Source organism: Bacillus sp. JZ105 (assembly GCF_053903125.1).
On the sequence record NZ_CP096387.1, the window covers coordinates 3,286,512 to 3,312,225 of the forward strand.

At 43.0% G+C, this 25,714-nt stretch carries 22 protein-coding genes; 7 read left to right on the top strand and 15 right to left on the bottom strand.

Annotated elements, in window-relative coordinates:
* Positions 1 to 38 precede the first annotated feature (38 nt).
* Entirely contained in the window at positions 39 to 1,505 is a 1,467-nt protein-coding gene (locus M1D81_RS16950; protein WP_456266265.1) for an alpha-glucosyltransferase N-terminal domain-containing protein, read from the bottom strand.
* Between the two features lie 97 nt (positions 1,506 to 1,602).
* The gene (gene tagD / locus M1D81_RS16955) at positions 1,603 to 1,992 is read right to left on the bottom strand and encodes a glycerol-3-phosphate cytidylyltransferase (protein WP_008343212.1); all 390 of its coding nucleotides are present in this window, start codon (positions 1,990 to 1,992) and stop codon (positions 1,603 to 1,605) included.
* 359 nt (positions 1,993 to 2,351) lie between these two features.
* Between tagD and M1D81_RS16960 the strand changes: the two genes are divergently transcribed.
* Positions 2,352 to 3,122: a WecB/TagA/CpsF family glycosyltransferase gene (locus M1D81_RS16960; protein ID WP_024426277.1), complete on the top strand. Its 771-nt coding sequence runs from the start codon at positions 2,352 to 2,354 to the stop codon at positions 3,120 to 3,122.
* A gap of 11 nt (positions 3,123 to 3,133) precedes the next feature.
* Positions 3,134 to 4,324: a CDP-glycerol glycerophosphotransferase family protein gene (locus M1D81_RS16965; protein ID WP_456266264.1), complete on the top strand. Its 1,191-nt coding sequence runs from the start codon at positions 3,134 to 3,136 to the stop codon at positions 4,322 to 4,324.
* A 17-nt stretch (positions 4,325 to 4,341) separates the two neighbouring features.
* Here the strand turns inward: M1D81_RS16965 and M1D81_RS16970 are convergent, their stop codons facing one another.
* The 12 genes from M1D81_RS16970 to M1D81_RS17025 form a co-directional block, all read right to left on the bottom strand.
* Positions 4,342 to 6,972, bottom strand: a complete 2,631-nt coding sequence (locus tag M1D81_RS16970; RefSeq protein WP_456266263.1) for a glucosaminidase domain-containing protein — start codon at positions 6,970 to 6,972, stop codon at positions 4,342 to 4,344.
* A gap of 124 nt (positions 6,973 to 7,096) precedes the next feature.
* A complete protein-coding gene (gene manA / locus M1D81_RS16975; RefSeq protein ID WP_456266262.1) occupies positions 7,097 to 8,047 on the bottom strand; it encodes a mannose-6-phosphate isomerase, class I in 951 nt (316 codons plus the stop codon).
* Between the two features lie 147 nt (positions 8,048 to 8,194).
* A complete protein-coding gene (locus M1D81_RS16980) occupies positions 8,195 to 9,016 on the bottom strand; it encodes a carbohydrate ABC transporter permease (RefSeq protein WP_456266261.1) in 822 nt (273 codons plus the stop codon).
* Positions 9,013 to 9,984, bottom strand: coding sequence for a carbohydrate ABC transporter permease (locus tag M1D81_RS16985; protein ID WP_456266260.1), 972 nt, complete (start codon positions 9,982 to 9,984; stop codon positions 9,013 to 9,015). The genes M1D81_RS16980 and M1D81_RS16985 overlap by 4 nt, the downstream gene beginning before the upstream one ends.
* A 56-nt stretch (positions 9,985 to 10,040) precedes the next feature.
* Positions 10,041 to 11,306: an ABC transporter substrate-binding protein gene (locus M1D81_RS16990; protein WP_456266259.1), complete on the bottom strand. Its 1,266-nt coding sequence runs from the start codon at positions 11,304 to 11,306 to the stop codon at positions 10,041 to 10,043.
* 103 nt (positions 11,307 to 11,409) lie between these two features.
* On the bottom strand, positions 11,410 to 12,828 hold the full coding sequence (locus M1D81_RS16995; protein WP_456266258.1) for a response regulator transcription factor: 1,419 nt from the start codon (positions 12,826 to 12,828) through the stop codon (positions 11,410 to 11,412).
* Entirely contained in the window at positions 12,822 to 14,264 is a 1,443-nt protein-coding gene (locus M1D81_RS17000; RefSeq protein ID WP_456266257.1) for a histidine kinase, read from the bottom strand. The genes M1D81_RS16995 and M1D81_RS17000 overlap by 7 nt, the downstream gene beginning before the upstream one ends.
* Positions 14,261 to 15,262: a sugar-binding protein gene (locus tag M1D81_RS17005; protein WP_456266256.1), complete on the bottom strand. Its 1,002-nt coding sequence runs from the start codon at positions 15,260 to 15,262 to the stop codon at positions 14,261 to 14,263. Before M1D81_RS17005 ends, M1D81_RS17000 begins: the two co-directional genes overlap by 4 nt.
* 68 nt (positions 15,263 to 15,330) lie before the next feature.
* Positions 15,331 to 15,786, bottom strand: coding sequence for a GNAT family N-acetyltransferase (locus tag M1D81_RS17010; RefSeq protein WP_024423655.1), 456 nt, complete (start codon positions 15,784 to 15,786; stop codon positions 15,331 to 15,333).
* 121 nt (positions 15,787 to 15,907) lie between these two features.
* Entirely contained in the window at positions 15,908 to 16,507 is a 600-nt protein-coding gene (locus M1D81_RS17015) for a bifunctional 4-hydroxy-2-oxoglutarate aldolase/2-dehydro-3-deoxy-phosphogluconate aldolase (RefSeq protein ID WP_456266255.1), read from the bottom strand.
* Complete coding sequence (locus M1D81_RS17020; RefSeq protein WP_456266254.1) at positions 16,479 to 17,495, bottom strand: sugar kinase; 1,017 nt, start codon at positions 17,493 to 17,495, stop codon at positions 16,479 to 16,481. The genes M1D81_RS17015 and M1D81_RS17020 overlap by 29 nt, the downstream gene beginning before the upstream one ends.
* An 86-nt stretch (positions 17,496 to 17,581) precedes the next feature.
* Complete coding sequence (locus tag M1D81_RS17025) at positions 17,582 to 18,592, bottom strand: LacI family DNA-binding transcriptional regulator (RefSeq protein ID WP_456266253.1); 1,011 nt, start codon at positions 18,590 to 18,592, stop codon at positions 17,582 to 17,584.
* Between the two features lie 259 nt (positions 18,593 to 18,851).
* On the opposite strand from M1D81_RS17025, the gene kduI reads away from it, so the two are divergent.
* The 5 genes from kduI to M1D81_RS17050 all read left to right on the top strand — a co-directional run bounded on the left by kduI (position 18,852) and on the right by M1D81_RS17050 (position 24,273).
* A complete protein-coding gene (kduI, locus tag M1D81_RS17030; protein ID WP_456266252.1) occupies positions 18,852 to 19,679 on the top strand; it encodes a 5-dehydro-4-deoxy-D-glucuronate isomerase in 828 nt (275 codons plus the stop codon).
* Between the two features lie 8 nt (positions 19,680 to 19,687).
* A complete protein-coding gene (gene kduD / locus M1D81_RS17035) occupies positions 19,688 to 20,458 on the top strand; it encodes a 2-dehydro-3-deoxy-D-gluconate 5-dehydrogenase KduD (RefSeq protein WP_456266251.1) in 771 nt (256 codons plus the stop codon).
* 102 nt (positions 20,459 to 20,560) lie between these two features.
* Positions 20,561 to 22,027: a spore germination protein gene (locus M1D81_RS17040; protein WP_456266250.1), complete on the top strand. Its 1,467-nt coding sequence runs from the start codon at positions 20,561 to 20,563 to the stop codon at positions 22,025 to 22,027.
* 3 nt (positions 22,028 to 22,030) lie between these two features.
* Complete coding sequence (locus tag M1D81_RS17045; protein WP_456266249.1) at positions 22,031 to 23,131, top strand: GerAB/ArcD/ProY family transporter; 1,101 nt, start codon at positions 22,031 to 22,033, stop codon at positions 23,129 to 23,131.
* On the top strand, positions 23,128 to 24,273 hold the full coding sequence (locus tag M1D81_RS17050; protein ID WP_456266248.1) for a Ger(x)C family spore germination protein: 1,146 nt from the start codon (positions 23,128 to 23,130) through the stop codon (positions 24,271 to 24,273). Before M1D81_RS17045 ends, M1D81_RS17050 begins: the two co-directional genes overlap by 4 nt.
* 13 nt (positions 24,274 to 24,286) lie before the next feature.
* Here the strand turns inward: M1D81_RS17050 and M1D81_RS17055 are convergent, their stop codons facing one another.
* On the bottom strand, positions 24,287 to 25,684 hold the full coding sequence (locus M1D81_RS17055) for a glycosyltransferase (protein WP_456266247.1): 1,398 nt from the start codon (positions 25,682 to 25,684) through the stop codon (positions 24,287 to 24,289).
* Positions 25,685 to 25,714: the final 30 nt, after the last annotated feature.

Genomic DNA, 25,714 nt, shown 5'->3' on the forward strand with positions numbered 1-25,714 from the left:
TCTCCTCTGTTCAGAAATCTTACCGTTGTGTTATATCACTATTTCACTTTCCAAGAATAGTTTCCTTGTTTCGTTTGATATGACCATCCATCGATGGACGATGGTTTATTCGTAAGCAGCTCACCTTCTATTTCTAGACGATGCAAAACCTCTTGAAGTTCTTCTGTTTTAAAACGAATGTAAAAATCCACAAATTTCGTTTGATTGATTTCAATGTTTTTCTTTGTTTGATAATGGCCGATTGGAAAGCTGACTTGATGGTTCTCATCGATTGTTTGAGAGATGATTTCAGCTCCATTCACTCGATCATATCCTGCAAAATCAATTTGCACATGATCCGCATGACTCATTTCATCTTTTAACTCGAGTTGAAGGTGAAGAACATGATGCTCAGAGCTTAGATCACGCAAGACCCATTTCATGCGGTCAACGATCCCTATCAGTTCATCTTTATGCTCACGATTTTCAAGCATATGATGAATCGCCGTATTCCAAACAATCTCTTCATCAGAAGGAACAAAATAAAAATAGGCTTGTTCTCCCAATAGTTTTTCGACATCTTCTTTATATTTAGTATCCCCAAAAAAGACAGCATCCACTTGCTGTTTTCTTATTTGTTTAAATAATTCTCCATATTGAGAATTAACTTGATGCAGATCTTCTTCATAATGTGCGTGATGCACAAATGCAGCGTAATAGGTGGTTTCAGGCTGATCGATTTTAAATAGGTGGCGGTCTTGATCACGGTCCTCTGTGATCATCAGTTTCAAACGGTCATTTTGTGATTGAATGCTGGATAGCCATAATTGTTTAATATCCGTCTTCTTTGTAAATGTTTGAATTCCTGTTTTTTTATACCAATTAATATGTCGAACTGGATTCTTTTTTGCATCACCAGGATAGATGAGCTCCATATAAATACTGCCATCTTCATTGATTAATTCCTCTAAGTATAGTGCACCTGTATGGGGAACAAAGCTTTGTACTCTGCATAAAACGCCCTGCCAATTGTATTCTTCCCTCTTCACCAGTTGCTGCTCTTCATTATATTGATCAATATAACAAATGGGGGAAGCAGGCAATTCATATCTCGTCACTTGAATCGTGGATTCATCTGCTGGAATCACTGCTTCATTGATCGAATGCGATGATTCACCAACAATAAATTCCGAGTAACGTCTTTTACTACCACTTTCCGGTAGAATATAGTGTTCATATACATTCAATATGTCAACCTCAGGAGAAAAGAACTCTCCCATGCGATGAATACGTTCTTTCACATTTGCATCATAATTTAAAGTTAAAATTGCCGTACGTTTATGCTGATCAGCCAAGGGCTTAATTCTTGCCTTTAAAGACTTCGTTAAGCTCTCATCCTGTTTTGGCACATCACCCATAATAAAGTAATAGTCCATATCAGGCACGTCCATTGATGCCATTGTTTCATGTTGTTCAGATTGATCCAATGTGTCTTCAACTTTTTTCTTCATCCAATTTTGAAACAAAGGAAGCTCTCCTTAAAAATAATGATGACTTGCTCATTGTATTTTACATGAAAAAGTACTTCTCACCAAAAGATAAGAAGTACTTTTTTTCGATCTATTAAAGCCCTGCAATTTCTTCCTTAATTTGTGTTGTCGAGATGCCTTCTGTTCTTTTCAAGTATACGACTTCGCAATGTTCTTTTAAGAAATCGAATTTACCTTCCCAGTCATCTCCCATGACAAACACATCGATATCGTGCTCTTGCACGTCACGGACTTTTTGATCCCAGCTGTTTTCTGGAATGACTTCGTCTACATAACGAATGGTTTCAAGAATCAGCTTTCTATGCTCGTAGCTGTGATAAGCTTTTTTTGATTTTTGTAAATTAAACTCGTCTGTAGAGATGGCCACTACTAAGTAATCTCCGAGCTGCTTTGCACGTTCTAGCAGCTTAATGTGCCCCCAGTGTAATAAATCAAATGTACCGTAAGTAATAACTTTCTTCATTGCAAACATAAACTCCTTTCTTCAATCCTTATTCGACTGCATTCGTGCAGTAATTTATCCGTAATTCTGTGATATTCGATTCGCTCTTCGGAACCTCATTATATCACAGTGCCCACCAAACGTTAAGCAGATGTAAAGACAAACTATTTCCAATTTATTGGGCACAGGAGGAAAAGTCCGAAGAATCAATGTTTCACAGAGAATCGTCATTATGAATTGATGAAAATGTCACGAAATTTAAAGGTTTGTAAAGTTATTGTTAATATTTCATGGAGCATCTGTGATAAAATGATGAGTAGGCGAAGAATGAATTTACAATGAACGTTCATAGATAACAAGTTAAAAAGGAGGTCTAAACAATGCAAACAGAAGTGGTCTCTAACCTTTCTTATGTAAACGGCGACTTAGATGAATTTATCAGCTACATGAACCAGCATCATATTTCTCAAAGAAGAGGCGCCATGATTGCGACTGTCAATCCAGAGATAGGCTATGCCGTCATGAAGGATCATGCGTACCATCAAGTCGTCTCATCTGCGGATTATGTACTGCCGGATGGTGTAGGCGTCGTATTGATGTCCCGCATGACCCAAAGTCCGCTGAAGTCAAGAATTGCCGGCTTTGATGTCTTCATGTCTATGCTTGACCTAGCAAACAAACAGTCTAAAAGAATCTTTTTATATGGTGCGAAAAAAGAAGTGCTTGAGGCTGTGAAACAGCGAATTGATACGGAATATCCAAATGTAGTCCTTGCCGGAAGCTGTGACGGCTATCAAGCAGATAAACGTTTTGTAGCGAAGCAAATCGCGCGCTCGAAACCTGATATGGTGTTCGTTGCATTAGGTTATCCAAACCAAGAGAACTTTATTTACGAATACCGCCATTTATTCCCGCAGGCTGTTTGCATCGGTTTAGGCGGAAGCTTTGATGTATTTAGCGGAACGGTGAAGCGTGCACCACGCTGGATGATTAAGACAAATACAGAATGGCTGTACAGATTGATTGTGAATCCATGGAGATGGAAACGAATGCTGAATATTCCTAAGTACGCTTTTGCCGTATTGAAGGAAAGCAAAGGAAAAAAACGTTACTATCCTGAGCAGGTAAAGGATCAAACGAAGCAGCTGTGAGAGACTGAGAAATGATGAATATACGCTCAATGATAATTTCATGTTACGCAGCATTTATTTCATTCATTGGATGGCTGATGAGCGGCGTGAAGCCTCGTGAGAACCAGGTGACGCTGCTTGTTTCATTCCAAGAGAATGCGGCTGCTCTCATTCATACTTATCAACAACAGGCGAACATGACAATGAAGCTTACTGTCCTTTATACGAAGCATGCTTCTGCGATAGAAAAGGACGGGCCTCATTTGTCATTTCGCTATTTTCATGAAAAAAATCCTCTCCATCTCATTCAATGTATGTATACGATGTTTAAAAGCAAGGTTGTCGTGACGGATAATTACTTTCTCATGACGAGTGTGCTCAGAAAACGGCCTTCTACTACCTGTATTCAAGTATGGCATGCCAATGGGGCTTTGAAAAAGTTCGGGCTTGAAGATGCTTCAAATTCTGAACGAAGTTCCCGTGACATCGAACGCTTTAAACGTGTTTATGCATCTTTCGATTACATTGTGACAGGCTCAGATCACATGCGTGAGATTTTCAAGAACTCGTTTGGGGTCAATGATGAACGCTTTTTACCAACTGGTGTACCACTGACGGATGTGTACTATGAACAGCACCAGCCTTCCTTGAAGCTGGATGATATCCCAAAAGGCAAAAAGATCCTGCTCTATACACCAACCTATCGAGACTTTGCAATGGACAGTCTTGTCCTGCCTTTTTCAAAAGAGCAATTGCAAACCGAGCTGAATGGCGATTACATTCTGCTCGTCAAGCTTCATCCTGCGGTCAAACATTTAGCGAAAGCAGAAACAGACGGTGAATGGATATTTGATGTGTCCGATCATCCGCTCTATCCACTGCTTTGTGCTTGTGATGTCCTGGTGACAGATTATTCGTCCATTGTGTTTGAGTATGCACTGCTCGAAAAGCCTGTCTTGTTCTTCACTTATGACTTAGACACTTATCGAGAGAAACGCGGCTTAGCCGACCGGTATGAAGACATCATTCCTGGTAAGGCTTGCGTCACTCAAGACATGCTCTTGCAGGAGCTTTTGCACCTAAACGTATCAACCAATAAAGAACGAATCAAAACCTTTGCTGAGGAATGGAACCAATATTCAAAGGGACAATCCAGTCAGCAGCTCCTTTCATTTATTGAACAGCAGCTGCTCTCACAAAAAAAACGTCCGGCTTCTCATTAGGAAGCACGGACGTTTTTTTATTTGTTATACACCGGGATATCGTAATACAGCGTATAGTCATCAAGCAGGTTATACAAACTATACATGCGAGTGACTTGCTTAGAAGCCCAGCCAATATCTGTTGCATATTGATGAGTTGCTGAAGCTGACCAGCGCATTTTATAAATTGTATCTTGCTTGTATGTGGCATTATTGATATAGCTGTTGCCAATGAATTTTGCTCCGCCAATGATGGCAGCCTCTGGCGTGAACCATTGCTGTTCATACGCATACTTTGCACCAAGATAGTTCGGATTGCTGTCATATGCGCCAATGCCATACATGTTATATACTTTCTTTCCATTATACATTGTACCATTCGCTAAAATGGAACTTCCGTTACCTGTTTCAAGCAACGCATGAGAAATAAGATATATTTCGTTGATATGATACGTTTTTGCTGCTGTAATAAAGGCTTGTCCTTTACCCGCAAGAATCCCTTTGCCTGCTAAAATCTTTGAATTGACCTCTGTTGGATTGAGATTCGCAGCTTCAGAGAGTTTCAGAAATTGAAAATAAGATTGCGTGCCTTCTGCAATATTGGCAGGATCTACATATTTTTTCACCTCTGCTACACTTGCATTTCTCCAGCCAAGGTTGATCCTGATCCAGTTCCCTTCTTTCCCAAGCTGTTTCACTTTTGCTCCTTTATTGAGCTGTGCCACAATGTTGCTTGCAGAGCTCGAATCAGGTGTAGAACGGACATTTAAACCGTCCGTATTCACTGTCGATGTTGCTTGGTCTACATATGCTGCATAGACATAGGCCGCACCATCTGTCTGTGGTGACACCTTCATTTGTTTGTTGACCATCTCATTGACAGTAAGATTGTAGTTCGTTTGCATGACCATTGGGCCATTTTTAATTTTTACGGCTGTGGCGGTCCAGCCATATTGGCTTTTCACAAAAGCAATGGCTTCATTTACAGTGGGTAACCCTGTAAATTGCTGCGTAATGTTGATTTTGTAAGTTGGTTTCGTTGTTGTTGTATACGCAGCGGTTTCATTCCGTTTTTTGAAAAATGCCAAGCCTTGGTCACGCAGTGCAGCGGTTGAGATGGCACCTGTTTTGATCTGATATTGAGCATAATCGGCTGCGCCTGTTTTTTGAACAGCGGCCTTCATTTTTTGTTTGGTCAAATAGCTGAGTGCTTGATTCAGTTTTGTCTGATTCACTGTCGGCTCTGTCGTGATACGGTATTGCTTGACCGCTTCTGTCAGCGTTTTTGTACTGCTGGCCACGCCATTTTTCTTGATGATCTCTTGAGCCTGCTTCACTTTACTTTGTTCATATACAGGTGTTGTCTTGAGACGATACGTTTTGCTGACAGCCTGTCCCTTACTTGCCTTGATGCTGCTTGTCAGCTTCTGCGTTTTTAAGTAGGCGGCCCCTTTATTCACTTTCGCTTGGTCCGCTGCTTGATTGACGACGAGTCGATACGTGCTGTCTGATACCTTGCCAGTTTTTTTCGTTGTCGCAGATACTTTTTTCTTTTGGAAGAAAGCCGCTGCTTTTTTCGCTTGGTCATCTCCTAAAAGGTTTCCCGTCACGACTTGGTATGGCTGTGTAGAAGAAATCTTTTTGGACGTGTAGCGCCATTTCTTTTTCTTGAAAAAAGCCACCGTTTTGGCGTAAGCTGTATCGTTCAATTGATTGAGTTTCACGATATAATTTTTTGTTTTTCCCACGCGCTGCACAGTACCTGCAGCACCGGTTTGTTTCTTCATCTGAGCTGCAGCTGAAGCTGCTTGTTTGTTGTCTTTAAAATAGCCTGATTCCAAGCTGTAAACATTTTTTAAGGCACCTGTCTTTTGAATCTTCCCGCTGATCTTTGCTTCTTTTTGCAGCTGGGTAAGGAGCGCCTGTGCTTTCGACTGGTTCGCTTGTGCAGCGGATGTGACGATGTAATACGGCTTACCTGCTGTCACCGTTTGAAGCACTGGTTTTAAACCAGATGCCTTTTGAAAGCCCTGCAGAATGGTATTCGCCTTGCTTTGTCCAACAATACCGCTTGAAATCAGCTGATACACAGTGCCAGCTTTCGTTTCGGTTTGGTATGTACTGGTGACGCCTGCCTGCTTTTGCAGCTCGGTTTGAATATTTTTCACTTTCGTTTCAGAATCAATGGTTCCTGATATGACCTGATAAGAAGGTTTGCTTTGATTGATGACTTCATAGGAGCTATTGAGCCCTGATGTTTTTGTTAGTTCAAGTGAGAGCTTTTTCGCCTGACTTTCATCCTTGACTGGGTCAGATACGACCTTTTGTAAAGGAAGACGGTCACCTACTGGAGACACCGTACCGCTTATGCCCACTTCTTTTTTTAATGCAGCTGCACTTGCATTCGCTGCTGCTTGCGACTCATATCCTGAAGCAGTAAGCTGATAGGTCGACGTATTTCCTGAGGTTTGATAAGTGGCTGTCCACTTTTTGTCTTTCTTTAGTGTTTCCACTGCTTTTTTCACTTCTGCTTCTGTTGTAAATACCTTTGAGGTGTTCATCGTATAAATGGATTGATCGACATAGGAGGCTGCTTGCGCTTCTTTACCCGTGTGTAATGTCATACCAAAGGCAGCTGCGAGTAACATAATCTTGATGGTTTTTTTCACGTTCCCTGTCCCTCTCTTAACTTTGCATAATAGTCTACTAATCTCTTTATCGACAAAAACAAGTACTCTTTCAAGTCATTTATGCAATAGAAAAATAGAGGACCCCCTCGAAGTCCTCTTTTCCTTATATATGCGACACAATCAGTTCACAAGATCCTTCAATTGAGAAGCTTCCTGTTTCAGCCGGCAGAATAAAATGAGCGCCCTTTGGCAGTGGATATGTGTGTCCGTCATGCTCTAAAGACCCTTCTCCATGAATCACACTGCATAGCAAAAACGGATAATCTTGCGAAAGCTCTACTTTTTGATCAATTTCCCATTTATACACAGAGAAATATTCTGCTTCGACAAATGTACGAATGGTCACTCCCCGGCGTGTTTCAACTGATTCATCTGCATACCCGTCTACATGAGGAACTGTTGTGACATCAATCGCTTGCGCAAAATGAAGTTCACGTTCGTTGCCATCTTGGTCTTTTCGTTCATAATCATATACGCGATAGGTTGTATCTGAGCTTTGCTGCGTTTCAAGGACAAGTGTTCCTTCGCAAAGCGCATGGATGGTACCGCTTGGCACATAATAAAAATCACCAGGCTTAATCTTCACCCGCCGCAAAAGACCTTCCCAATCTCCGCTATTCATCATGGTGACAAGCTCAGTTCTTGTTCTTGCATTGTGCCCATAGATCATTTCTGCTCCTTCTTTGCAGTCAATGATATACCAGCACTCTGTTTTTCCAAGCTCGCCGTTTTCATGTCTTTCCGCATAATCATCATCTGGATGTACTTGAACGGACAAGTCTTGGTTTGCATCTAATATTTTGGTTAACAGCGGGAAGCGGTCGCCTTCTATCCCCCCGAACAATTCTCTATGGTTGTCCCAAAGTTCGATCAGCGTTTTCCCTTTATATGGACCGTCTTTCACGACACTTGGCCCGTTTGGATGAGCAGAAATTGCCCAGCATTCTCCCGTTTGATCAGAAGGAATATCATAGCCAAATTGATCCCTTAAGGCTGTACCTCCCCATATTCTCTCCTTCAATTCAGGCAGTAAAAAAATTGGTGACTGCTTCATTCAGGATGACTCCTCCCTTTGCTACCCTTTGATAATTCCTACCTAGCTTGATTGAAAACTAGTAAGTCTCAACTTTTATTATGACGCTATCTAAAGAGAAGTCAATCCTTTCAGTACACCGAATGAAAACGATAACACAAAAATGTTTTACCCTTTGACAGAGCCTGCGAGAAGCCCTTTAACAAAGTATTTTCCAAGAAGAATATAGACGAGTAGTGTCGGCAGCGCAGCCAATATCGCCCCTGCCATTTGGACGTTCCATTGCACAATTTGACTGCCTGATAGATTTTGCAGCGCAACCATTACCGGCTGATGCTCCGCAGTGGTCATCGTAACCGCAAATAAGAATTCATTCCACACATTTGTGAACTGCCAAATGGCGACCACGACAAATCCTGTGATCGAAAGCGGAAGAATCATATGTCTGAAAATCCCGATAAACCCTGCGCCATCCATTTTCGCCGATTCAATCATTTCATCTGGGATACTCACATAGAAATTTCGGAACATGAGTGTTGTGATCGGAAGTCCGTATACGACATGGACAAGCACAAGCCCTGGAATTGAATTATACAATCCGACTTCACGCAAAAATTGAATGAGCGGGATCAGGATACTTTGATATGGAATAAACATTCCAAACAGCATCAGCGTAAAGACGATTTCTGATCCTTTGAAACGCCATTTTGATAATACATAGCCATTCATTGCACCTAAAACAGCTGACAATAAAGTAGCAGGAATGACAAGATAAAGAGAATTCATTAAATTGGGCGCTAGCTTTTCAAACGCGATTTGATAGCTTGAAAAGTCGATAGTAGATGGCAGCGACCACATTCGCTCAAGGGTGACTTCACCTAATGGCTTCAAGCTTGTGACGAGCATGACATAAACAGGCATCAGAAAAAAGAGACTGAACAATATCAATAAAGCATAAAGAACTGGACGAACAAACCATCTGGCTGTCATGATGAAGCCCCCTTCCGGCTCGACAGGAGATATGGCACGATAAAGACCGCAACAGAGATCAGCATGACAACCGCAATGGCGGCACCGCCTGCATAATGGTTTCCTCTAAAGGTCATTTCAAACATATACACGCCCGGAACATCCGTGACAAAGTTCGCACCCGGCCCTGTCATCGAATAAATCAAATCGAAAATTTTTAATGAAATATGAGCCATGATGATAACGACACTTGCAGTAATCGGTTTTAAAAGAGGGAAGATGATTTTCCAGTAAATCTGCCACTCCGTTGCACCATCCATTCTAGCAGCCTCTCTTACTTCCTCTGGAATTCCTCTTAGACCCGCCAAATACATCGCCAGAGAGAAGCCTGTCATTTGCCAAACTGCTGCAATCACAACAGCAATCATGGCCGCAGGTACACCAAACTCAATTTTCCCCCAGACAAATCCGGCCAATATGTTCGTATCCGTATACCACTTAGGCTGGATACCAAGTGTTTTCAAAAATAAATTCACCCCAGTTGACGGGTTTAAAATCCATTGCCATACGACTCCTGTGACAACGAAGGAAAGGGCCATCGGAAAGAAGAATAAATTCCGAAAAAGAGATTCCCCCTTGATCTTCTGATCTAGTAAAATCGCAAGTGCGAGACCAGTGACAATGACCGCTCCAATAAAAAATAAAGTAAAAAAGACCGTGTTTCGAAGATCTGATTGAAAGCGGAAATCTTGAAACAGCATGACATAATTGTGAAGACCTGCGAAAGAGAAATCAGGAACAAGCGTGGTCCAGTTTGATAATGACACATATCCTGTCCAGCCAATAAAACCGTAAACAAAGATGAATAATAAAACCGCTGACGGGGCTAAAAAGAGCAGCGCCAGCAGCTGGTCTCCATTCCATTTTTTCCGCATACGTTTAACTTTGGACACAGGTGTTTTTGTTATCGGCGATGTGTCTATGCGCATGAAACTGCACTCCTTTCTAAAAAAGAGGCGGTGCCTAGCCGCCGCCTCCTTCGTCTTTATTTCATTGCCTCTTTTAATGATGAAACAAACTGACTGCTGTCTTTTTGTGTCACGAAGATATTGACGGCTTGATTCGCTTTTGTCACAAACCCTTCTTCAGCAGCTGAGCCATGAGCAAGAGACGGCGCCAGTTTTGACTCTTTAAATGCCTTCATCGCCGATTTTCCGTATTCATCATATTTTGATACATCTGCATCCACACGTGCTGGAATCGATCCTTTTAGCGGATTAAACGCATCCTGTCCTTCCACAGATCCTAAAACGGATAAGAATTTCTTCACGTTTTCTGGCTGTTTCACACCCTTTGGCAGTCCAAATGTATCGGTGATCACCATAAAGCTTCCTTCCGTTCCAGGAGTCGCCGTGTATCCAAAGTCTTGATTCACCTTCAAATCAAGATCATTCACAAAGTACCCCTTCGCCCAGTCGCCCATGACATTCATTGCCGCTTCTCCTTTTGCCACGAGCTGTGAGGCATCCTGCCAGTTACGTGAACTGTGATCATCATTGACGTATTCGAGCATACGTCCAAAGATGTCTGCCGCTTTCTTCACTTTCGGGTCATCCATTTTCATGTCGCCAGCCCAAAGTTTTTGATAACCATCTGCACCTAATACACCCAGCAACACACTTTCAAACAAATGAGTCGCTGCCCAAGGCTCCTTATCTCCAAGTGCAAGTGGTGTGATTCCTTTTTTCTTTAATGCATCTGCTGTTTTGAAAAATTCATCAAATGTCGTTGGCGGCTCTAAGCCTGCATCATCAAATACCTTCTTGTTATACCAAAGCACATTGCCCCTGTGAATGTTTACTGGTACGGAATAGATTTTCCCATCTTTGCTGACAAGCTCAATCAGTGATTCTGGGAATTTGTCTTTCCAGCCTTCTTTTTCATATAAATCATCCAGCGGCTCCATTTTGCCTGCCGCGACCCAGCTCTCATTCAGCTCCGCCCCGCCATGCACTTGAAACGTAGCAGGCGGATCATTTCCCTGCATACGGCTAGTCAGGACAGCCTTTGCATTCGTACCAGCACCGCCTGCGACAGCTGCATTTTCAATTGGAATGTCTTTATTCTTCTCTTCAAACAATTGAATGAGTGCCTTCAGCCCGTCTTCCTCACCTGCTCCTGTCCACCAAGAGAAAATCTCGAGCTTTTCCGTTCCACCTTCTTTTTTTTCCTCTGAGTTCGTCGATGAACTGCAGGCAGTGACGATAAGCATACAGAGTGCCAGCAGCGTAAAGCCTAATTTGAACTTCATAATTGATCCCCCCGTCCCTATTTTGTAAGCGTTATCAAAATAAGTATAATGGCAGATCCTTGCTTTTTTTCAGGCAAACTTCTTCACTTTTTTATGAAATTCTTCATTTTTTTACGGCCTGTTTTCGATATTCCTTCGGTGAACAGCCGACCATCTTCTTAAACACACGGCTGACGTAATTAGGATCTGTATATCCTGCCTGATAGGTAATTTCTTTTAAGCTAAGCGAGCTGTCTATGAGAAGCTTTTTGATTTTATCCATCCGGCAGGCTGTCACATACTCTTTAAATGTCAGACCCGTCTCGTCTTTAAATCGTTTTGTGAAATAGGTCGGACTTAAATCAACATAAGCGGCCGTTTGCTCAAGTGTGATCTGTTCACAATAATGCGTTTTGATGTAACGTTTTGCCCGCTCGATGTCATTGATGGTCTGTGTCCTCGCTTCATACACATCAAATAGATGTTCACAGCACTGTCGGCATTCAGCTGCGGTGCTGATTGTCAATATCGATAGGTCTGTACGGAGGCGTGATTTGAAGAGAATCAGCAGTTCTTTTACTTGTGAAATCGTCGCTCCTTCTAATTGAAAAGCATCAAATAAAGCCAGCGCATCCTCTCTTCTCCCTTCCTCGAGCGCCTGCATCATGCTGTCTGCAAGCTCCGGCAGATGAATCAATGGACCGGGCTTCACCTCTGTTTGGTAAAAGCCATAACGAACAACGCCGCCGCTCTTTTTTCGCTGATAATAGGAAAGCTTCGCCTCTGCTGCACTTTTTTGAAGATGAAGCGGGTTTGAGACTGGATGCCCTATGCCAACGACAGGTGAAGGCTGACCGCTTGTCATGGCAGCTCGAATGGCTTGCAGCACCTCTGCCTTTAGCTGACCTGATCCCTGCTGACTATAAATGAGGCATGTAAACAGTTCTCCTCCCATCTGAATCGGCACCGTATGAAATCGTGCAGATTTCTGTAAATCGGTCAACAGCTGATCTCCTTTTGTTCGCTGCACAGCGATGATAAGACCTGCTTCATATTCGGAAAATAGTTGTTGAAACTCCATGGATGTATAGGATTGACCGTTCACGACATGCGCTTCAAGCCACTTTGACTGCTGATCGGCTGCTGCCGCCTGCCGGAGAGACGCCTCCTGCTGAATCTCTGCTGCTACAAATCGAATGGCTGCGATGGTTTCGTCTTTGTCAGCTGGTTTGACAAGGTATTGTTTCACCCCTTCCTGCATCGCTTGCTTGGCATAATCGAATGTATCGTAGGCTGTCAGCATAATGAATTTGGTATGAGGACTGCTTGCTTTGATCTGTTTGATCGCTGTCAGTCCATCCATGCCAGGCATCTGAATATCCATGAGCACAAGGTGAATGGACTCAGATCGCACGAATTCAACCGCCTTCTTTCCATTTTCCGCTTCTCCTGCTATATGACACTCTGGAACCCATTCGGTTAAGAATTTCCGCATCGCTAGCCGTTCTATTTTTTCATCATCGACAATCAGCACGTTCAGCATGCCGGTCCCTCCTTCATCGGAATAGCCAATTGTATGGTGGTGCCTTCGTTTGGTTTTGAATCAATTTGAAGGGCATCTTGCACCCCGTAAAACAAGCGCAGTCTTGACATTACATTTCGAAGACCGATTCCTGTCGAGTGGCCTTTACTCAGAATGTTCGGATCTTCGTCTTCTTTTTCTGACAGCAATCTTCTTTTCTCCTGTTCATTGATGCCCATCCCATTGTCCCGAATCCGAATCATCACATAGCCGCCTTCTTGATAGATCGAGAGCTCGACAAGTCCCTCTTCCTCCTTTGGTTCAACGCCATGAATGAAGGCATTTTCAACAAGCGGCTGTAAGGTGAGACTTGGGATATGCACAGATAAACACGATTCATCGATGGACGTTTTGCACGTAATACGATCGGCAAATCTCGTTTCTTGTATATGAAAATATTCTTTTACCACTTTCACTTCTTGTTCTAATGTAACGGATGTACTAAGAGCAGACAGCGAATACCGCATCAGCGTGGAAACGGATTGAATCAACCTCGATGTGGCTTCCGCTGATTCTAAGTAAGCCATACGTGAAACGATGTTTAATGTGTTAAATAAAAAATGCGGGTTCATTTGGTTTTGCAGCGTTTTTAGCTTCATATCTTTGATTTTTTGATCCAATGCTGCCTTTTGTTTGATCTCTTCAATCATCATTTTCATCTCTTGCCGCATTCGCTGAAAGGCTTCATTTAAAACAGATATTTCATCCTTTGAGGTAACATGCAAATTCGCTCCATCAAAATGTCCTTCTGATACTTCTTTTACGCTTCGGGACAGATGAACGATGGGTCTTGAGATCCCGCCAGCAATCATATACGCCATCCATAATGCGACCCCGATTGATAATGTAAACAGGCACAAGGTAAAGAGCGCATAGGTTTGATGCCTTTTTTGAAGAGATTGATAGAGTATCTGATACTCAGATAATTCATCATCAAGCAGGGTCATCGTCTGCTCTTGTATATAGGAGGAGACGGTTCTCACTTCCTTCACACTTGCAGCATATTCTTCGATTTTCCCTTCTTTCACATGTGTCATGGTCGCATCACTTTCATTGATGAGCGTCCGCATCATATATTGATATTTTTCAATAGAAGGAATTGTCGCATGAAGACCAGCATCCTTTCGCAGCGCTTGATCGTATGATTTCATTTTCTGTTTTGACGTAAGATATTCTTTGGCAAACTTCCGTTCCTTTTCAATGGCATAGGCATTGACCTTTTCATACATCGTTTTCGCCTCTGTTGATATATCATTGAGCAGGAGAAAAGAACGAAAGCTCCGGCTATATTCTGATGTGATTTTTGAACTGCTCCAGTAGACAAAAAAAGCGGCTACGTTGCCAAGAAGCACAAGGATTAAAAATGCCAACAACAGCTTACTTCGAATCCTTCTCATGGCTGCACCCCCTGCTTTCTGTCTGTTTGCTGAAGAGGCAGATCCCCGCGCCGGATTACACTCGTTCCCGTGTACTGAAGCGGTTCTTCTTTTTCACCTTTCTGCAAACGAACAAGCGATTCAACCGCTTGATAGCCCATTTCATAAGGATGCTGTACGACCACGGCATCAATTGTTCCATCATCAAGTGCCTGAATCGTGTCAGGCAATGTGTCAAATGCAAGCACATAAAAATCAGTGGTTGATCGATACTGTGCGATTGCTTGAATGATGCCTGCGCCATCTAATGCACTTGTGCCATAAAATGCGGTGAGCTTCTCATGATCGTTTAATAGTTTATAAGCAGCACCTGAAGCACCTGACTTCGTAATGGCTGATTCTTCTATTCCAGCAATATGAATGCGTTTTTCAGCAGCAACGGCATCTCGAAAGCCTTTGACGCGCAGCTTTTGATGAATGGCATCCAGCCTGCCTGTGACAATTCCTACATACTGTTCACCTTTTGTATCTGCGATGAGTGCCTGTCCTGCGATAAAGCCTGAATAGTAATTGTCCGTCCCTACATACACTTGACGATTGCTCCCCTCTGCATCTGTATCGACGGTGACGACATCAATTCCTTTTTCCCTCGCCTTCCGAAAAAGCGGTTTGTATTTTTTCGCATCAAGTCCCTGCGTCATAATGCCATCAACATGTCCAGCGATTGCCATATCAATGGTTTTCAGATGATCGTCCACATCCGCTTGTTTTGGGCCCAAATATTCTAGATACACGTGATGAACGTCTGCCGCATCCGCAGCTCCCTTTTGTACAAGCTGCCAATATTCGTTATCAAGTTCCTCCGGTACAAGGACAAAATGGTATTGATACGTTGACGCTGTTTTGTCGGAAGCGCTCTCAATTTGAAATAAATCTTGACCTAAAAACGTTAAAAAGATGACAGATACCACACAAAATGTGAGAAATGCACTCATTCCGAACCACTTAGATAATTTCACCGTACCCTCCTCCTTTCCACTATTTCCGCATAAAAAAAGAGCTGCTTATAAGCATACTCTCTCGACCTCTATAATTCCTTTGTCATAAATAAACTGTTTGGATCTTCTTGATATGTACCAAAAGGCGGGCAATACTGAAACCCAGCGCTCTCATATAGTTTTCTTGCTGGTTCAAAGAAAGCCATTGCCCCTGTCTCTAAGCTGACACGTGTGTAGCCGCGCCGTTTTGCCTCTTGGAGAAGATGATTCAGCATATACCTCGCTACACCTTTTCGCATATGGAGGGCTGCGGTTCTCATCGATTTGATTTCCCCATGTTCACTTGACAGTTCTTTTAACGCTCCGCAGCCAAGAAGCTCCTCTCCATCTCGCACACTCCACACCGTGACATCTTGCTTTTTTAAATCAGTCAACGGAAGGGCATGAATGCTTTCTGGCGGCGAATGCTCCTTCATCTCTTCTATATGTGCGGTAATCAGCTGGTCAATTCGTCCATCCGTGAGTTCATCTTGTAGAATGTACATTTTCAATCACTCCTTCACGATCATTGTACGTGAAGAGTTGAAATTTTATCTGCTGTTATGTCAGATAAACGAACAAACAACCGGCATCAACGAGCCAGTTGTTTGTTCGTTTGACAAGTATTTATGAGGAAAGAACGGCTTGTAATTCCTCTGCTGTACTGCTTTCAAGCTGACTTCCGACACCGACAGCCACCGCGCCTGCTTTGAGCCACTTTGGAACATCAGCTGGATGAATGCCGCCCGTAGGAATAAATTCAATTTCTGGAAATGGACCTTGTAAGTTTTTCATATAGGATAAACCGAAAGAGCCGCTCGGAAAAAGCTTGAGCAAGCAATAGCCATCTGCTTTAGCCTGCATGATTTCACTCGGGGTGAGAACCCCTGGTACATAGAGTGTGTCGTAAAATGAAAGATGTTCTCCAATCATAGGAAGATAGCCTGGGCTGACGATAAACTGTGAGCCTGCCTCAATGGCTGATTGCGCCTGCTCCAGCGTCGTAATTGTTCCCGCTCCTACTATGAGGTCCTGCTCCTCCTGGAAGGATGCGATGATGCGTTCAGCATTTGGCGTAGTATACGTTACTTCAATGGCACGAACCCCTTTTTTCTTTAAACGCTCAATCATTTCAATGCCTTCTGCTTCACTACCTGCTCTTACCACTGCAATTAATTTACAAGACGCTAGCTGCTTTTTAATGCTCAAACTTGCTGACTTTTCCATATCTCTCATCCCCTTTCATGTACTCCCGCCTTTGATATCGCTTGGCTTCTTTCATAAAAGCCTGAAGCTCCTCCCGGGTTGGCAGTCCGTCCTTATCGCCAGGTGACATCACTGCAAGTGCCCCGACCGCATTGCCTCTTGTCACGGATTTTTCATGTGATAAGCCGTCAAGCAAGCCGCTGATGACCCCCACTGCAAATCCATCACCAGCTCCAACTGTGTCTACGACATCCTGCACATAAAATCCATTCACAATCCCCTGACCGGCTGCACTTTTATAAAAGGCACCTTCTGCCCCTAGCTTAATGACCACTAGTTTGACACCTTTTTGCAAATAAACATCGGCAATCTCTTCTGGCTCGTGATAACCTGTGAGCCTTTGCCCTTCTGCAAGCCCTGGAAAAAACCAATCCGATTGTGAGGCGATATGATTCACCGTCTGAATCATATCTTTCTCCTCTTTCCATAGCTGAAGCCTTAGGTTTGGATCAAATGAAATGGTTTTGCCCGCTTCCTTCATTTCTTGAAGGGCATGAAAAGAAAACGCTCTCATTTCATTAGATAAGGCAGGCGGAATACCAGTCATATGAAGGTGGCCTGCCTGTTTGAAATAATCGGCGGGAAAGTCGCTTGGACTCATTGTGCTCGCAGCAGAGCCTTTCCGATAATACGTGACGTCAGGGTCTCCTTCCGTCACTTTTGATTTAAGTAAGATTCCCGTTTGAGACCCATCATTTGAACGGAGCACTGCACTTGTATCGACCCCTTCTTTTTGAAGCTCTTCTAAAATGAATGTGCCAAGTGAATCTGCTCCGACTTTGCTCATCCATCCCACATGAAAGCCCAGCCTCGCCAAGCCGACAGCTACGTTACTCTCTGCACCAGCAAGCGCCTTTTGGAATGTATGCACTTGATGAAGCTCTCCAACTTCTTTTGCATAAAACATCGCCATTGATTCCCCAAATGTGACCGCATCCAATGCTTTCATTCATTTCTCCCCTTTCTCGGTACCGGTTTCAAATCAGTTGAAAAAGAGAGAGCATGCACGTATGTATACTCTTCTCTGCCTATCATTTATAAAGATTTCCTCACAATGATTTCTCCATCAAGCTGAATGGTTTGGGGCGCACTTTCATCCCCTTCTAGCCGCGTCTTGATTTTTTGCATGGCTGCTTTCCCCATTTCATGAGATGGCTGGGCGACCGTTGTAATTCCAGGTCCAATCAGCTTATACCACTCTGTATCATCAAACCCTGCAATGCCGATCTCATCAGGAATCTTCACCCCAAGCTCTACAAGTTCACTAATCAGCTTCAGCATGAGTAATCCATTACCGGCTAAAATCGCTTTTTTCTGTTCGTTTGATTCTAAAAAACGGACAATCTCTTTACGCATTTGTTCCTTTTGCTTTAAATCAATTTCTGCAATGACCGGCTTCTTCTGTTTACTCAAAGCTGTCTGTTCATATGCTTCCTTTCGTTCTTCACGAGGGCTGATTCCATCGACAGGCTCAGTAAAGAAAGCAATGTGATCATAGCCTTTCTCATACATTTGTTGAAGCAGCCGGATGGTGATATCACGGTTGTTCGTGGTCACTGTGTCGACTTTCAGTTCAGGCAGCTTCCGGTCCACAAGAACAATCGGTACACCGTTTTTCTTAAAATTCCCCAGAATGTCATTGTTCTGTCCTGTCGTATTGATGATGAGCCCTTCAATATAATGTGCATTCAGTTTTAGGAGCATTTCCCGTTCTTTTTCTGGACGATTATCTGTGTTGCACACCATGATGCTGTATCCATATTCATCACAAATCTCTTCGACCCCGCGAAGTGTTGCCACAGAGAATGGATTCGTAATGTCGGCTACAATAAACCCAATGACCTTGCTTTTTCTGACCTTCAATCCTTGAGCAAGCTGACTCGGACGATAATGGAGTTCCTCAATGGCTTTCTTGATTTTTTTTACCTTTTCAGAAGAAATTTCATTTGTTCTGCCATTGATATATCTGGATACAGTTGATTTTGAGACCCCTGCATAAGCTGCAACTTCATTAATGGTGACTTTCGTTTGCTTTTTCTCTATCATTCAAAAAAACTCCTACAATTGATCTTCTCATTTGATTCGAAACCGATTTCAAATAAACTTAAAAAAAGCATATCATAATTGAATGCTTTTCAGAAGATTTTTTTGCATGATGAGGGCAAAAATTTGTTTAACCAGAGAAAAAGAAAGCGATTTCAAATTAACGGTTGACGACGCCCTCCTTTTCCTCTAGAATTTTCCTTGAAACCGATACCAAATAAATATCAATTTTTGTTTCAGATGGAAAGGGAGGCTTATCCAAATGGAAAATCGTTATGCTGTACATCCTGAGCAGGTCAAACGTTTTACAACAGAGGAACTTCGTCGACATTTTCATATTCCTACGCTGTTTGTCAGTGGTGAATTAAAGCTCTATTACTCGCATGAGGACCGCGTAGTGATTGGCGGAGCCATGCCGGCAGCAGAGCCACTCACACTAGATGCTGGTGACTTTTTACGGACGGAGTATTTTCTTGAAAGACGAGAAATCGGGATTGTGAATGTCGGCGGACAAGGAACGGTCACTGTTGATGGTGAAGCCTTTGTGCTGGAGCATAAAGATTTCTTATATATTGGTCTTGGTCACGAAGATGTACAGTTTGCTAGTTCGTCAGGCGAGCAGGCCAAGTTCTATTTAGTATCAGCCACGGCTCACAGGGCGTACCCTACGCAAAAAGCAGCCATCGCTGACTTAACACCAAACCACTTAGGGGAAGCAGCTTCCTCCAACGTACGAAACCTGTATCAAGTCATCCATGCAGACGGCATTCAAAGCTGTCAGCTCATGATGGGCATCACTCAGCTTGAAACCAATAATACATGGAACACGATGCCCGCTCATATTCATGATCGCCGGATGGAAGTGTACTTATATCTTGATATCGAAGAGGATGCACGGGTCTTTCATTTTATGGGGGAGCCATCTGAAACAAGACATCTCGTGGTGGCAAATGAAGAAGCAGTCATTTCACCTGCCTGGTCCATTCATTCAGGCTCAGGAACAGCGAATTATTCATTTATTTGGGCAATGGCGGGCGAAAACTATACGTTCAAAGATATGGACTTTGTCCCAATGGATCAGCTGAGGTAACGAGGGTGATGACAACTTCATATGCAGCGTCCCTCTTCTCCCTTGAAGGAAAAACAGCCCTTGTGACAGGTCCTGGAACCGGCATTGGGCAAGGCATTGCCGTGGCGCTTGCCAAATCAGGTGCAGATATCATCGGTACGTACCATCACACACCGCTTGAAGAAACAAAGACACTTGTCGAACAGGCAGGTCGATCATTTCATGCGGTTCAGGTTGACTTTTCTAATCCTCAGTCTGCAAAGCAGGCTGTCGATGCCATATTAAAGAAGCATACGATTGATATTTTAATCAATAATGCTGGAACCATTAAAAGAGAGCAGGCGTCTCACTATTCAGAGGAAGATTGGCATACGGTCATGGATGTGAATATCAACAGTCTCTTTTTCCTCACGCAAAAGGTTGGACAGCAGATGCTGAAAAATGGGCAAGGGAAAATCGTCAATATCGCCTCCCTTCTATCGTTTCAAGGCGGCGTCTTTGTCCCTGCTTATACAGCTAGTAAGCATGCTGTCGCTGGGCTGACGAAAGCTTTTGCCAACGAATGGGCGAGCCAGCATATTCAAGTCAATGCGATTGCGCCTGGGTATATTGCGACTAATAACACACAAGCCATTCGTGACGATGAAAATCGAAATGAAGAGATTCTGAAACGAATTCCCGCCGGGCGCTGGGGAAAACCTGAGGATCTAGCCGGTGTTGCTGTTTTCCTTAGCTCACCAGCTTCTGATTATATGAACGGCCACATTTTAGCTGTTGATGGCGGCTGGCTTGCAAGATAAACAAACGAGAGAATTCCTATCCGGGATTCTCTTTTTTCTATTTGCATAATTCTCCACCTTCCGAGTCACTCTATAAAAAACATGTGATGAGGGTGAGGTATTATGAAAAGTCGTATTGAACAAGATATAGCGTCCGTCATTAAGCGTGTCAAAAGCTTTGCCGGAAGAAGTGATGATATCGTGTTTCACTCTTTTTCATTTGGTCCTTCCACTATTTCTGCATGTCTCGTGTACGTTGAAGGACTCACAGAATTTGAGATGCTTTCTAAGCAAATCATTTCACCAATGCAAAAGGAAATCGACATCACAGAGGTGGGTTCTACTACACTTCCCTCCCTTTCAAAAACGTTCTTTGGCATTCAAAATGATGTGCTTGATGATATGAACCTTGCCATCGAGCAGTTATATAGCGGCAAGGCTATTTTATTTGTAGATGGAACGGATCAAGCGCTTGCGCTTCATACGAATCTTTTTCAATTTAGAGAAGTAGAAGAGCCGCAATCTGAAGTTCTTGTAAGAGGACCGCGGATTGGATTTATTGAAAACCTTGAAAAAAACACGGCTTTACTCCGTGAACGGGCAAACGACCCTCATCTTGTGATTCAAAAGGTGAGTATAGGTACTCGCAATAAAAAATCCGCTGCTCTTGTGTATGTTCGCGATATTGCTGATCCTAAACTAGTAGAAGATGTTCTATCACGCATGATGGAAATCAAAATGGATGACATCCCTGAAACCGGCTATATTGAACAGTTGATTGAGGACAGTCACATTTCTATTTTTCCACAGATTCAAAACACAGAACGTCCTGACCGGGTGATTGCATCTGTGCTTGAAGGAAAAGTCTCGATTTTGCTCGATGGGACTCCTTTTGCTCTTATTTTACCTATGACACTTACAGCTTTGATGCAATCTCCGGAGGATTATTATCAGAGGTGGACAAGTGCAACTCTTTTGCGTTTACTTCGTTATATTGCCGTGCTGCTCACGATTTTTTTACCCGGGCTTTACATTGCACTTGTCTCTTATCATCCCGGTTTATTACCGACAAGAATGGCACTCACCATCGCAGGCAGCAGGCAGAATGTTCCCTTCCCTCCTGTTGTCGAAGCCATTCTCATGTCTTTTACGATAGAGCTGCTGCGGGAAGCTGGGCTACGGCTTCCAAGAGCCATCGGACAGACAATTGGGCTCATTGGCGGCGTGATTATTGGTCAGGCAGCTGTCCAAGCCAATATCGTCAGTGCCTTAATGGTGATTATTGTATCGCTGACCGCACTGGCTGATTTCACGGCACCGTCATATGACTTTAGTTTCCCACTGCGTATTTTACGGTTTATGGCCATTTTTAGTTCAGCATTGTTTGGATTATACGGCTTAATCATGTGTTATTTATTTGTGCTTTGTCACTTGATGCAGTTAAAGACCTTTGGTTTCGACTATTTCACACCGGTATTGTCTTCACCGTTTTCAGATTTAAAGGATACGTACGTTCGTTTACCAATCGGGCTATTTAAATCCAGACCGAAAACAGCAAAAATAAAAAATCTCAAAAGACAAGGAGATTAAACGATGTACAGACCTGAAAAGCTATCATTGTTACAAGTCACCATTCTATGCAGCTCTACAATGATAGGCGCTGGAATTTTAACCATTCCACGCAGTTCTGCCAATTCAGGATTCCCTGATGGCTGGATCATTATATTAATACAGGGAGTCATCTTTGCTTTCGTTGCTTTTTTGTTGGGCTGGATTGCCGAAAAGAATGCACCAGACACCATTTTTGAGTCAAATACAAAAGGAGCAGGGGCATTCTTTGGCACGATCTTTAATTTAATGCTAATCGCCTATTTACTAGGCATTGTCGGCTTTGAGGCACGTGTTCTCGGCGAAGTGGTTCAGTTTTTTCTTCTGCAATCGACTCCCATGGCAGTGATTGTGATGATTTTTCTACTTGTAGCGATCTATCATTTGAAAAGCGGTATCTTTCCAGTCGTCAAAATGGTGACCTATATTTATCCAATCACGATGGTCATATACATAGCCCTCATGCTGTTTTGTTTGAAAATATTTGATTTTGATTATTTGCGTCCTGTGATGGCGCATGGTTTTAAAGATTTTAGTAAGCTGTTCTCTCAAACCTTTATTCAATTTACAGGCTTTGAAGTGATTTTGTTTATTGTACCGCTCATCTATAAAGATAAATGGTCGAAAGCAAAATGGGCTGCTGCGATCGGGGTAGGGATTACTTCTCTTGTATACTCCCTCACGCTTTTTGTAGTGATTGGCTCCATGACCGTTGGTGAAACGAAATCTCTCACCTGGCCGACAGTTTCCCTCATTCAAGCGCTTGAACTTGAAGGGGTGTTTATCGAACGATTTGATATTTTCTTACTGACAATTTGGACGTGCCAGCAGTTCATTTGTATGCTGGGCTTTTTCCAGTTTGCGATTAAAGGCTGCTTCACCGTTTTTAAAACAACCAATTTAACGAGACTGCTATGGCTGCTATTTTTGATTACATCAGCTCTCTCACTTTTCCCTAAAAATATCAATGAAGTCTTTTACTACTCTACTTTACTCGGCTACGCATTGTTCGTGATTTTAGCCATTCCTTTTATTACAGCTATCCTGCTGATAATACGTAAAAAATGGGGAGGTCGTTCTGCATGAGAGGAAGGCGTATGCTGTTATTCTTTTTTTCCTGCTGCCTTTTCCTTTTTTCAGCAGGCTGCTGGGACTTAAAGGATATTGAAAAACTATCGTTTGTACGCGGTGTTGGCATAGATGAGGAAGACGAGAATGGGGTTAAGCTGACCTATCAAAACCTTGTACCGAAAACGGGCGGATCACAAGAAGCCGATTCTCCCGGCTATGTGAATGTCGTCTCGAAGGGAAAAAATGTGCTGGAGGCTGTCAGTAATGTCGCCTTGAAGGATCCGCCGATCTATAGTGATCACCTGAAAATCTTTTTATTTGGCAGAAACCAAGCGGAGCATCACGATATTCAAGGAACACTCAATCATTTTATTCGAGATGATGAGGTTCGGCGCAGCAGCTATCTCCTCGTGTCACGAGGAGATGCTTCAAAAATTATTAACCAAAAACTGAAATCGCAGCAAAAGATCCCGGTTGAACATATCTTCGAAACATCTAAAAATCGAAGCTTTAACGGAAAGATCGCACTGCCAACTCGTATTGGCCGGGCGTCTGATTATTTTCAAATGGGTGTTAGCTTCCTTGTGCAAAGTGTAGATGCGGTAAACGGTGAACTTATTTATGATGGGGCAGGTATCATTCACGGAAAAACAAGAAAGCTGATCGGTTTCATCTCTGCGAAGGATGTCCAATATTTAAACTGGGTAATGAATCGGATCTCAGGCGGTGTTGTACCCGCCACCTACAAAGGCTTTCCGATTACGTATGAAATTAAGAAAGCCAAAACCAAGATTGAACCCTACCTGAAAGATGGAAAGGTTTCCTTTAAAATTAGCATACAAACAAATGGAAAATTGTCAGAGGATCAATATCCCCCTGAAAACTCATACGATGAACAGTACATCAAACGATTTGAGAAGGTTTTTTCTCGTAAAATTAAAGAGCGCATACAAAAAACGATCAGTCGTATGCAACATGAAGTAGGTGTTGATCCTATTTTTTTAAGCCGGCAGTTTCGTATTAAGTATCCAGAATATTGGGATCAGCATCGTGATGAATGGGACAAACTATTTCAAGAAGCAGACATAACGTATGACATCAAAGTGAGCATCTTGAACTTTGGTGCAGAAGGCGCAACAAAAAGCTTCAAGTGGTAATGCCAAAGGGCGGCTATCTCTCAGGAGAGCCGCTTTTTTTACATGCAACGATTAGAAGCTGGTATAGCGTCACTTGATCAGACAACGCTTTTGTTTGAAAGCCAAGTGATGCGCCTATTCTTGCCACCTCGTCAAAAAACAATTGGACGTTTTGATCAATCTGCACATTGATCCGCTGCTCGATCACACGTTCAAACAATGAGTCTGGGAAAAGCGCACGCATCGTGTTTGGTGTGAAGAACCGTATATGGGTTCGGTCTAAAATTCCTACATCTTGATACGTAAAATCCCCTGTCATCAAAGGAAGAAGCACCTCTGCATGCATCATGTTAGGCAAACAGCAAATGATAACACCGCCTGGCTTTAAAGAGGCGTGGGCTTGCTCAATGATGTGCCAAGGATCTGACACATGCTCTAAAACATCAGAAAAAATGACCGCATCAAAAAAGGCCTCTTTCTCTGACCATGGGTATTCATCCGCATTTGCCTCGATGACTTCTTCGTAATACGCCTTTGCGACCGCTGCTTTTAACGCATCCGCCTCTACCCCGTACATATGTACAGACTGACGATTCATTAGTTCAAGCCCGGTAGCCCCTGCGCCGCATCCAACATCCAGCACGTGTGCAGCGTCCTCAGGAAGTAATTCCGCAAAATACGGATGAGGAGTGATCAAATTTAGATCTATGCCCCACTTATCTAAAAATCGAAGTCGATTCTCAGTAAACAGTGTAGAGATGTTCGTTTCTTCGTTTGCATGGAACGTTGCATGACCATGATGATGCACAAAGGAATCATGCACAATTTGCAGCTGATATCCTTTTAGTAATGAACGTAAGCAAAGATCGTCATCCTCAAATGATCCATATACGAACCGCTCATCAAATAACCCCACATCCTCGATCAGCTTTCTTTTCACGAGCAAGCAAAACCCTACGAGCCGGTGCACATAAGTTCTCTGACCTTTTCTCTTAGACGTATACTCCTTAGCAAAGGCTGGGAGCTCCTTCACATCTGTATACGATGGCTGGACCATCTGAGGGCCGCTGACATAATTAGAGACGGGCCCCACCATCCCAATCTGTTCTGATGCGAATAGCGCCTCTTTTAATGGAGGCAGCCAATTTTCCGTCACGATCGTGTCATTATTTAAAAAGAGAATGCTGTCTCCTGAAGCTTTTTTTGCCCCTTGATTACATCCCTTTGCAAAACCTTCATTCTCTTCATTATCAATGAAAATCACATCATCCAGCTCTCTTACATATTCCTTCGTGCCGTCAGTTGACGCATTATCGACGATAATGAGTTCATATTGGCCGCTATTCGTATGCTGTTTCATGCTATCGATACATTTTTTCGTCAAATGCAGTTCATTGTACGTCAGCATGACAATGCTTGTTTTCCCTTTCATCTCATTTCCACCTTTCACCCGCCTGTTCCA

Bases quoted from the DNA above. Each gene is read 5' to 3' on its own strand.
- tagD (WP_008343212.1), bottom strand. From the start codon at position 1,992: ATGAAGAAAGTTATTACTTACGGTACATTTGATTTATTACACTGGGGG.
- M1D81_RS16960 (WP_024426277.1), top strand. From the start codon at position 2,352: ATGCAAACAGAAGTGGTCTCTAACCTTTCTTATGTAAACGGCGACTTA.
- M1D81_RS16965 (WP_456266264.1), top strand. From the start codon at position 3,134: ATGATGAATATACGCTCAATGATAATTTCATGTTACGCAGCATTTATT.
- manA (WP_456266262.1), bottom strand. From the start codon at position 8,047: ATGAAGCAGTCACCAATTTTTTTACTGCCTGAATTGAAGGAGAGAATA.
- M1D81_RS16980 (WP_456266261.1), bottom strand. From the start codon at position 9,016: ATGACAGCCAGATGGTTTGTTCGTCCAGTTCTTTATGCTTTATTGATA.
- M1D81_RS16985 (WP_456266260.1), bottom strand. From the start codon at position 9,984: ATGCGCATAGACACATCGCCGATAACAAAAACACCTGTGTCCAAAGTT.
- M1D81_RS16990 (WP_456266259.1), bottom strand. From the start codon at position 11,306: ATGAAGTTCAAATTAGGCTTTACGCTGCTGGCACTCTGTATGCTTATC.
- M1D81_RS16995 (WP_456266258.1), bottom strand. From the start codon at position 12,828: ATGCTGAACGTGCTGATTGTCGATGATGAAAAAATAGAACGGCTAGCG.
- M1D81_RS17000 (WP_456266257.1), bottom strand. From the start codon at position 14,264: ATGAGAAGGATTCGAAGTAAGCTGTTGTTGGCATTTTTAATCCTTGTG.
- M1D81_RS17010 (WP_024423655.1), bottom strand. From the start codon at position 15,786: ATGTACATTCTACAAGATGAACTCACGGATGGACGAATTGACCAGCTG.
- M1D81_RS17015 (WP_456266255.1), bottom strand. From the start codon at position 16,507: ATGGAAAAGTCAGCAAGTTTGAGCATTAAAAAGCAGCTAGCGTCTTGT.
- M1D81_RS17020 (WP_456266254.1), bottom strand. From the start codon at position 17,495: ATGAAAGCATTGGATGCGGTCACATTTGGGGAATCAATGGCGATGTTT.
- M1D81_RS17025 (WP_456266253.1), bottom strand. From the start codon at position 18,592: ATGATAGAGAAAAAGCAAACGAAAGTCACCATTAATGAAGTTGCAGCT.
- kduI (WP_456266252.1), top strand. From the start codon at position 18,852: ATGGAAAATCGTTATGCTGTACATCCTGAGCAGGTCAAACGTTTTACA.
- kduD (WP_456266251.1), top strand. From the start codon at position 19,688: ATGACAACTTCATATGCAGCGTCCCTCTTCTCCCTTGAAGGAAAAACA.
- M1D81_RS17040 (WP_456266250.1), top strand. From the start codon at position 20,561: ATGAAAAGTCGTATTGAACAAGATATAGCGTCCGTCATTAAGCGTGTC.
- M1D81_RS17045 (WP_456266249.1), top strand. From the start codon at position 22,031: ATGTACAGACCTGAAAAGCTATCATTGTTACAAGTCACCATTCTATGC.
- M1D81_RS17050 (WP_456266248.1), top strand. From the start codon at position 23,128: ATGAGAGGAAGGCGTATGCTGTTATTCTTTTTTTCCTGCTGCCTTTTC.
- M1D81_RS17055 (WP_456266247.1), bottom strand. From the start codon at position 25,684: ATGAAAGGGAAAACAAGCATTGTCATGCTGACGTACAATGAACTGCAT.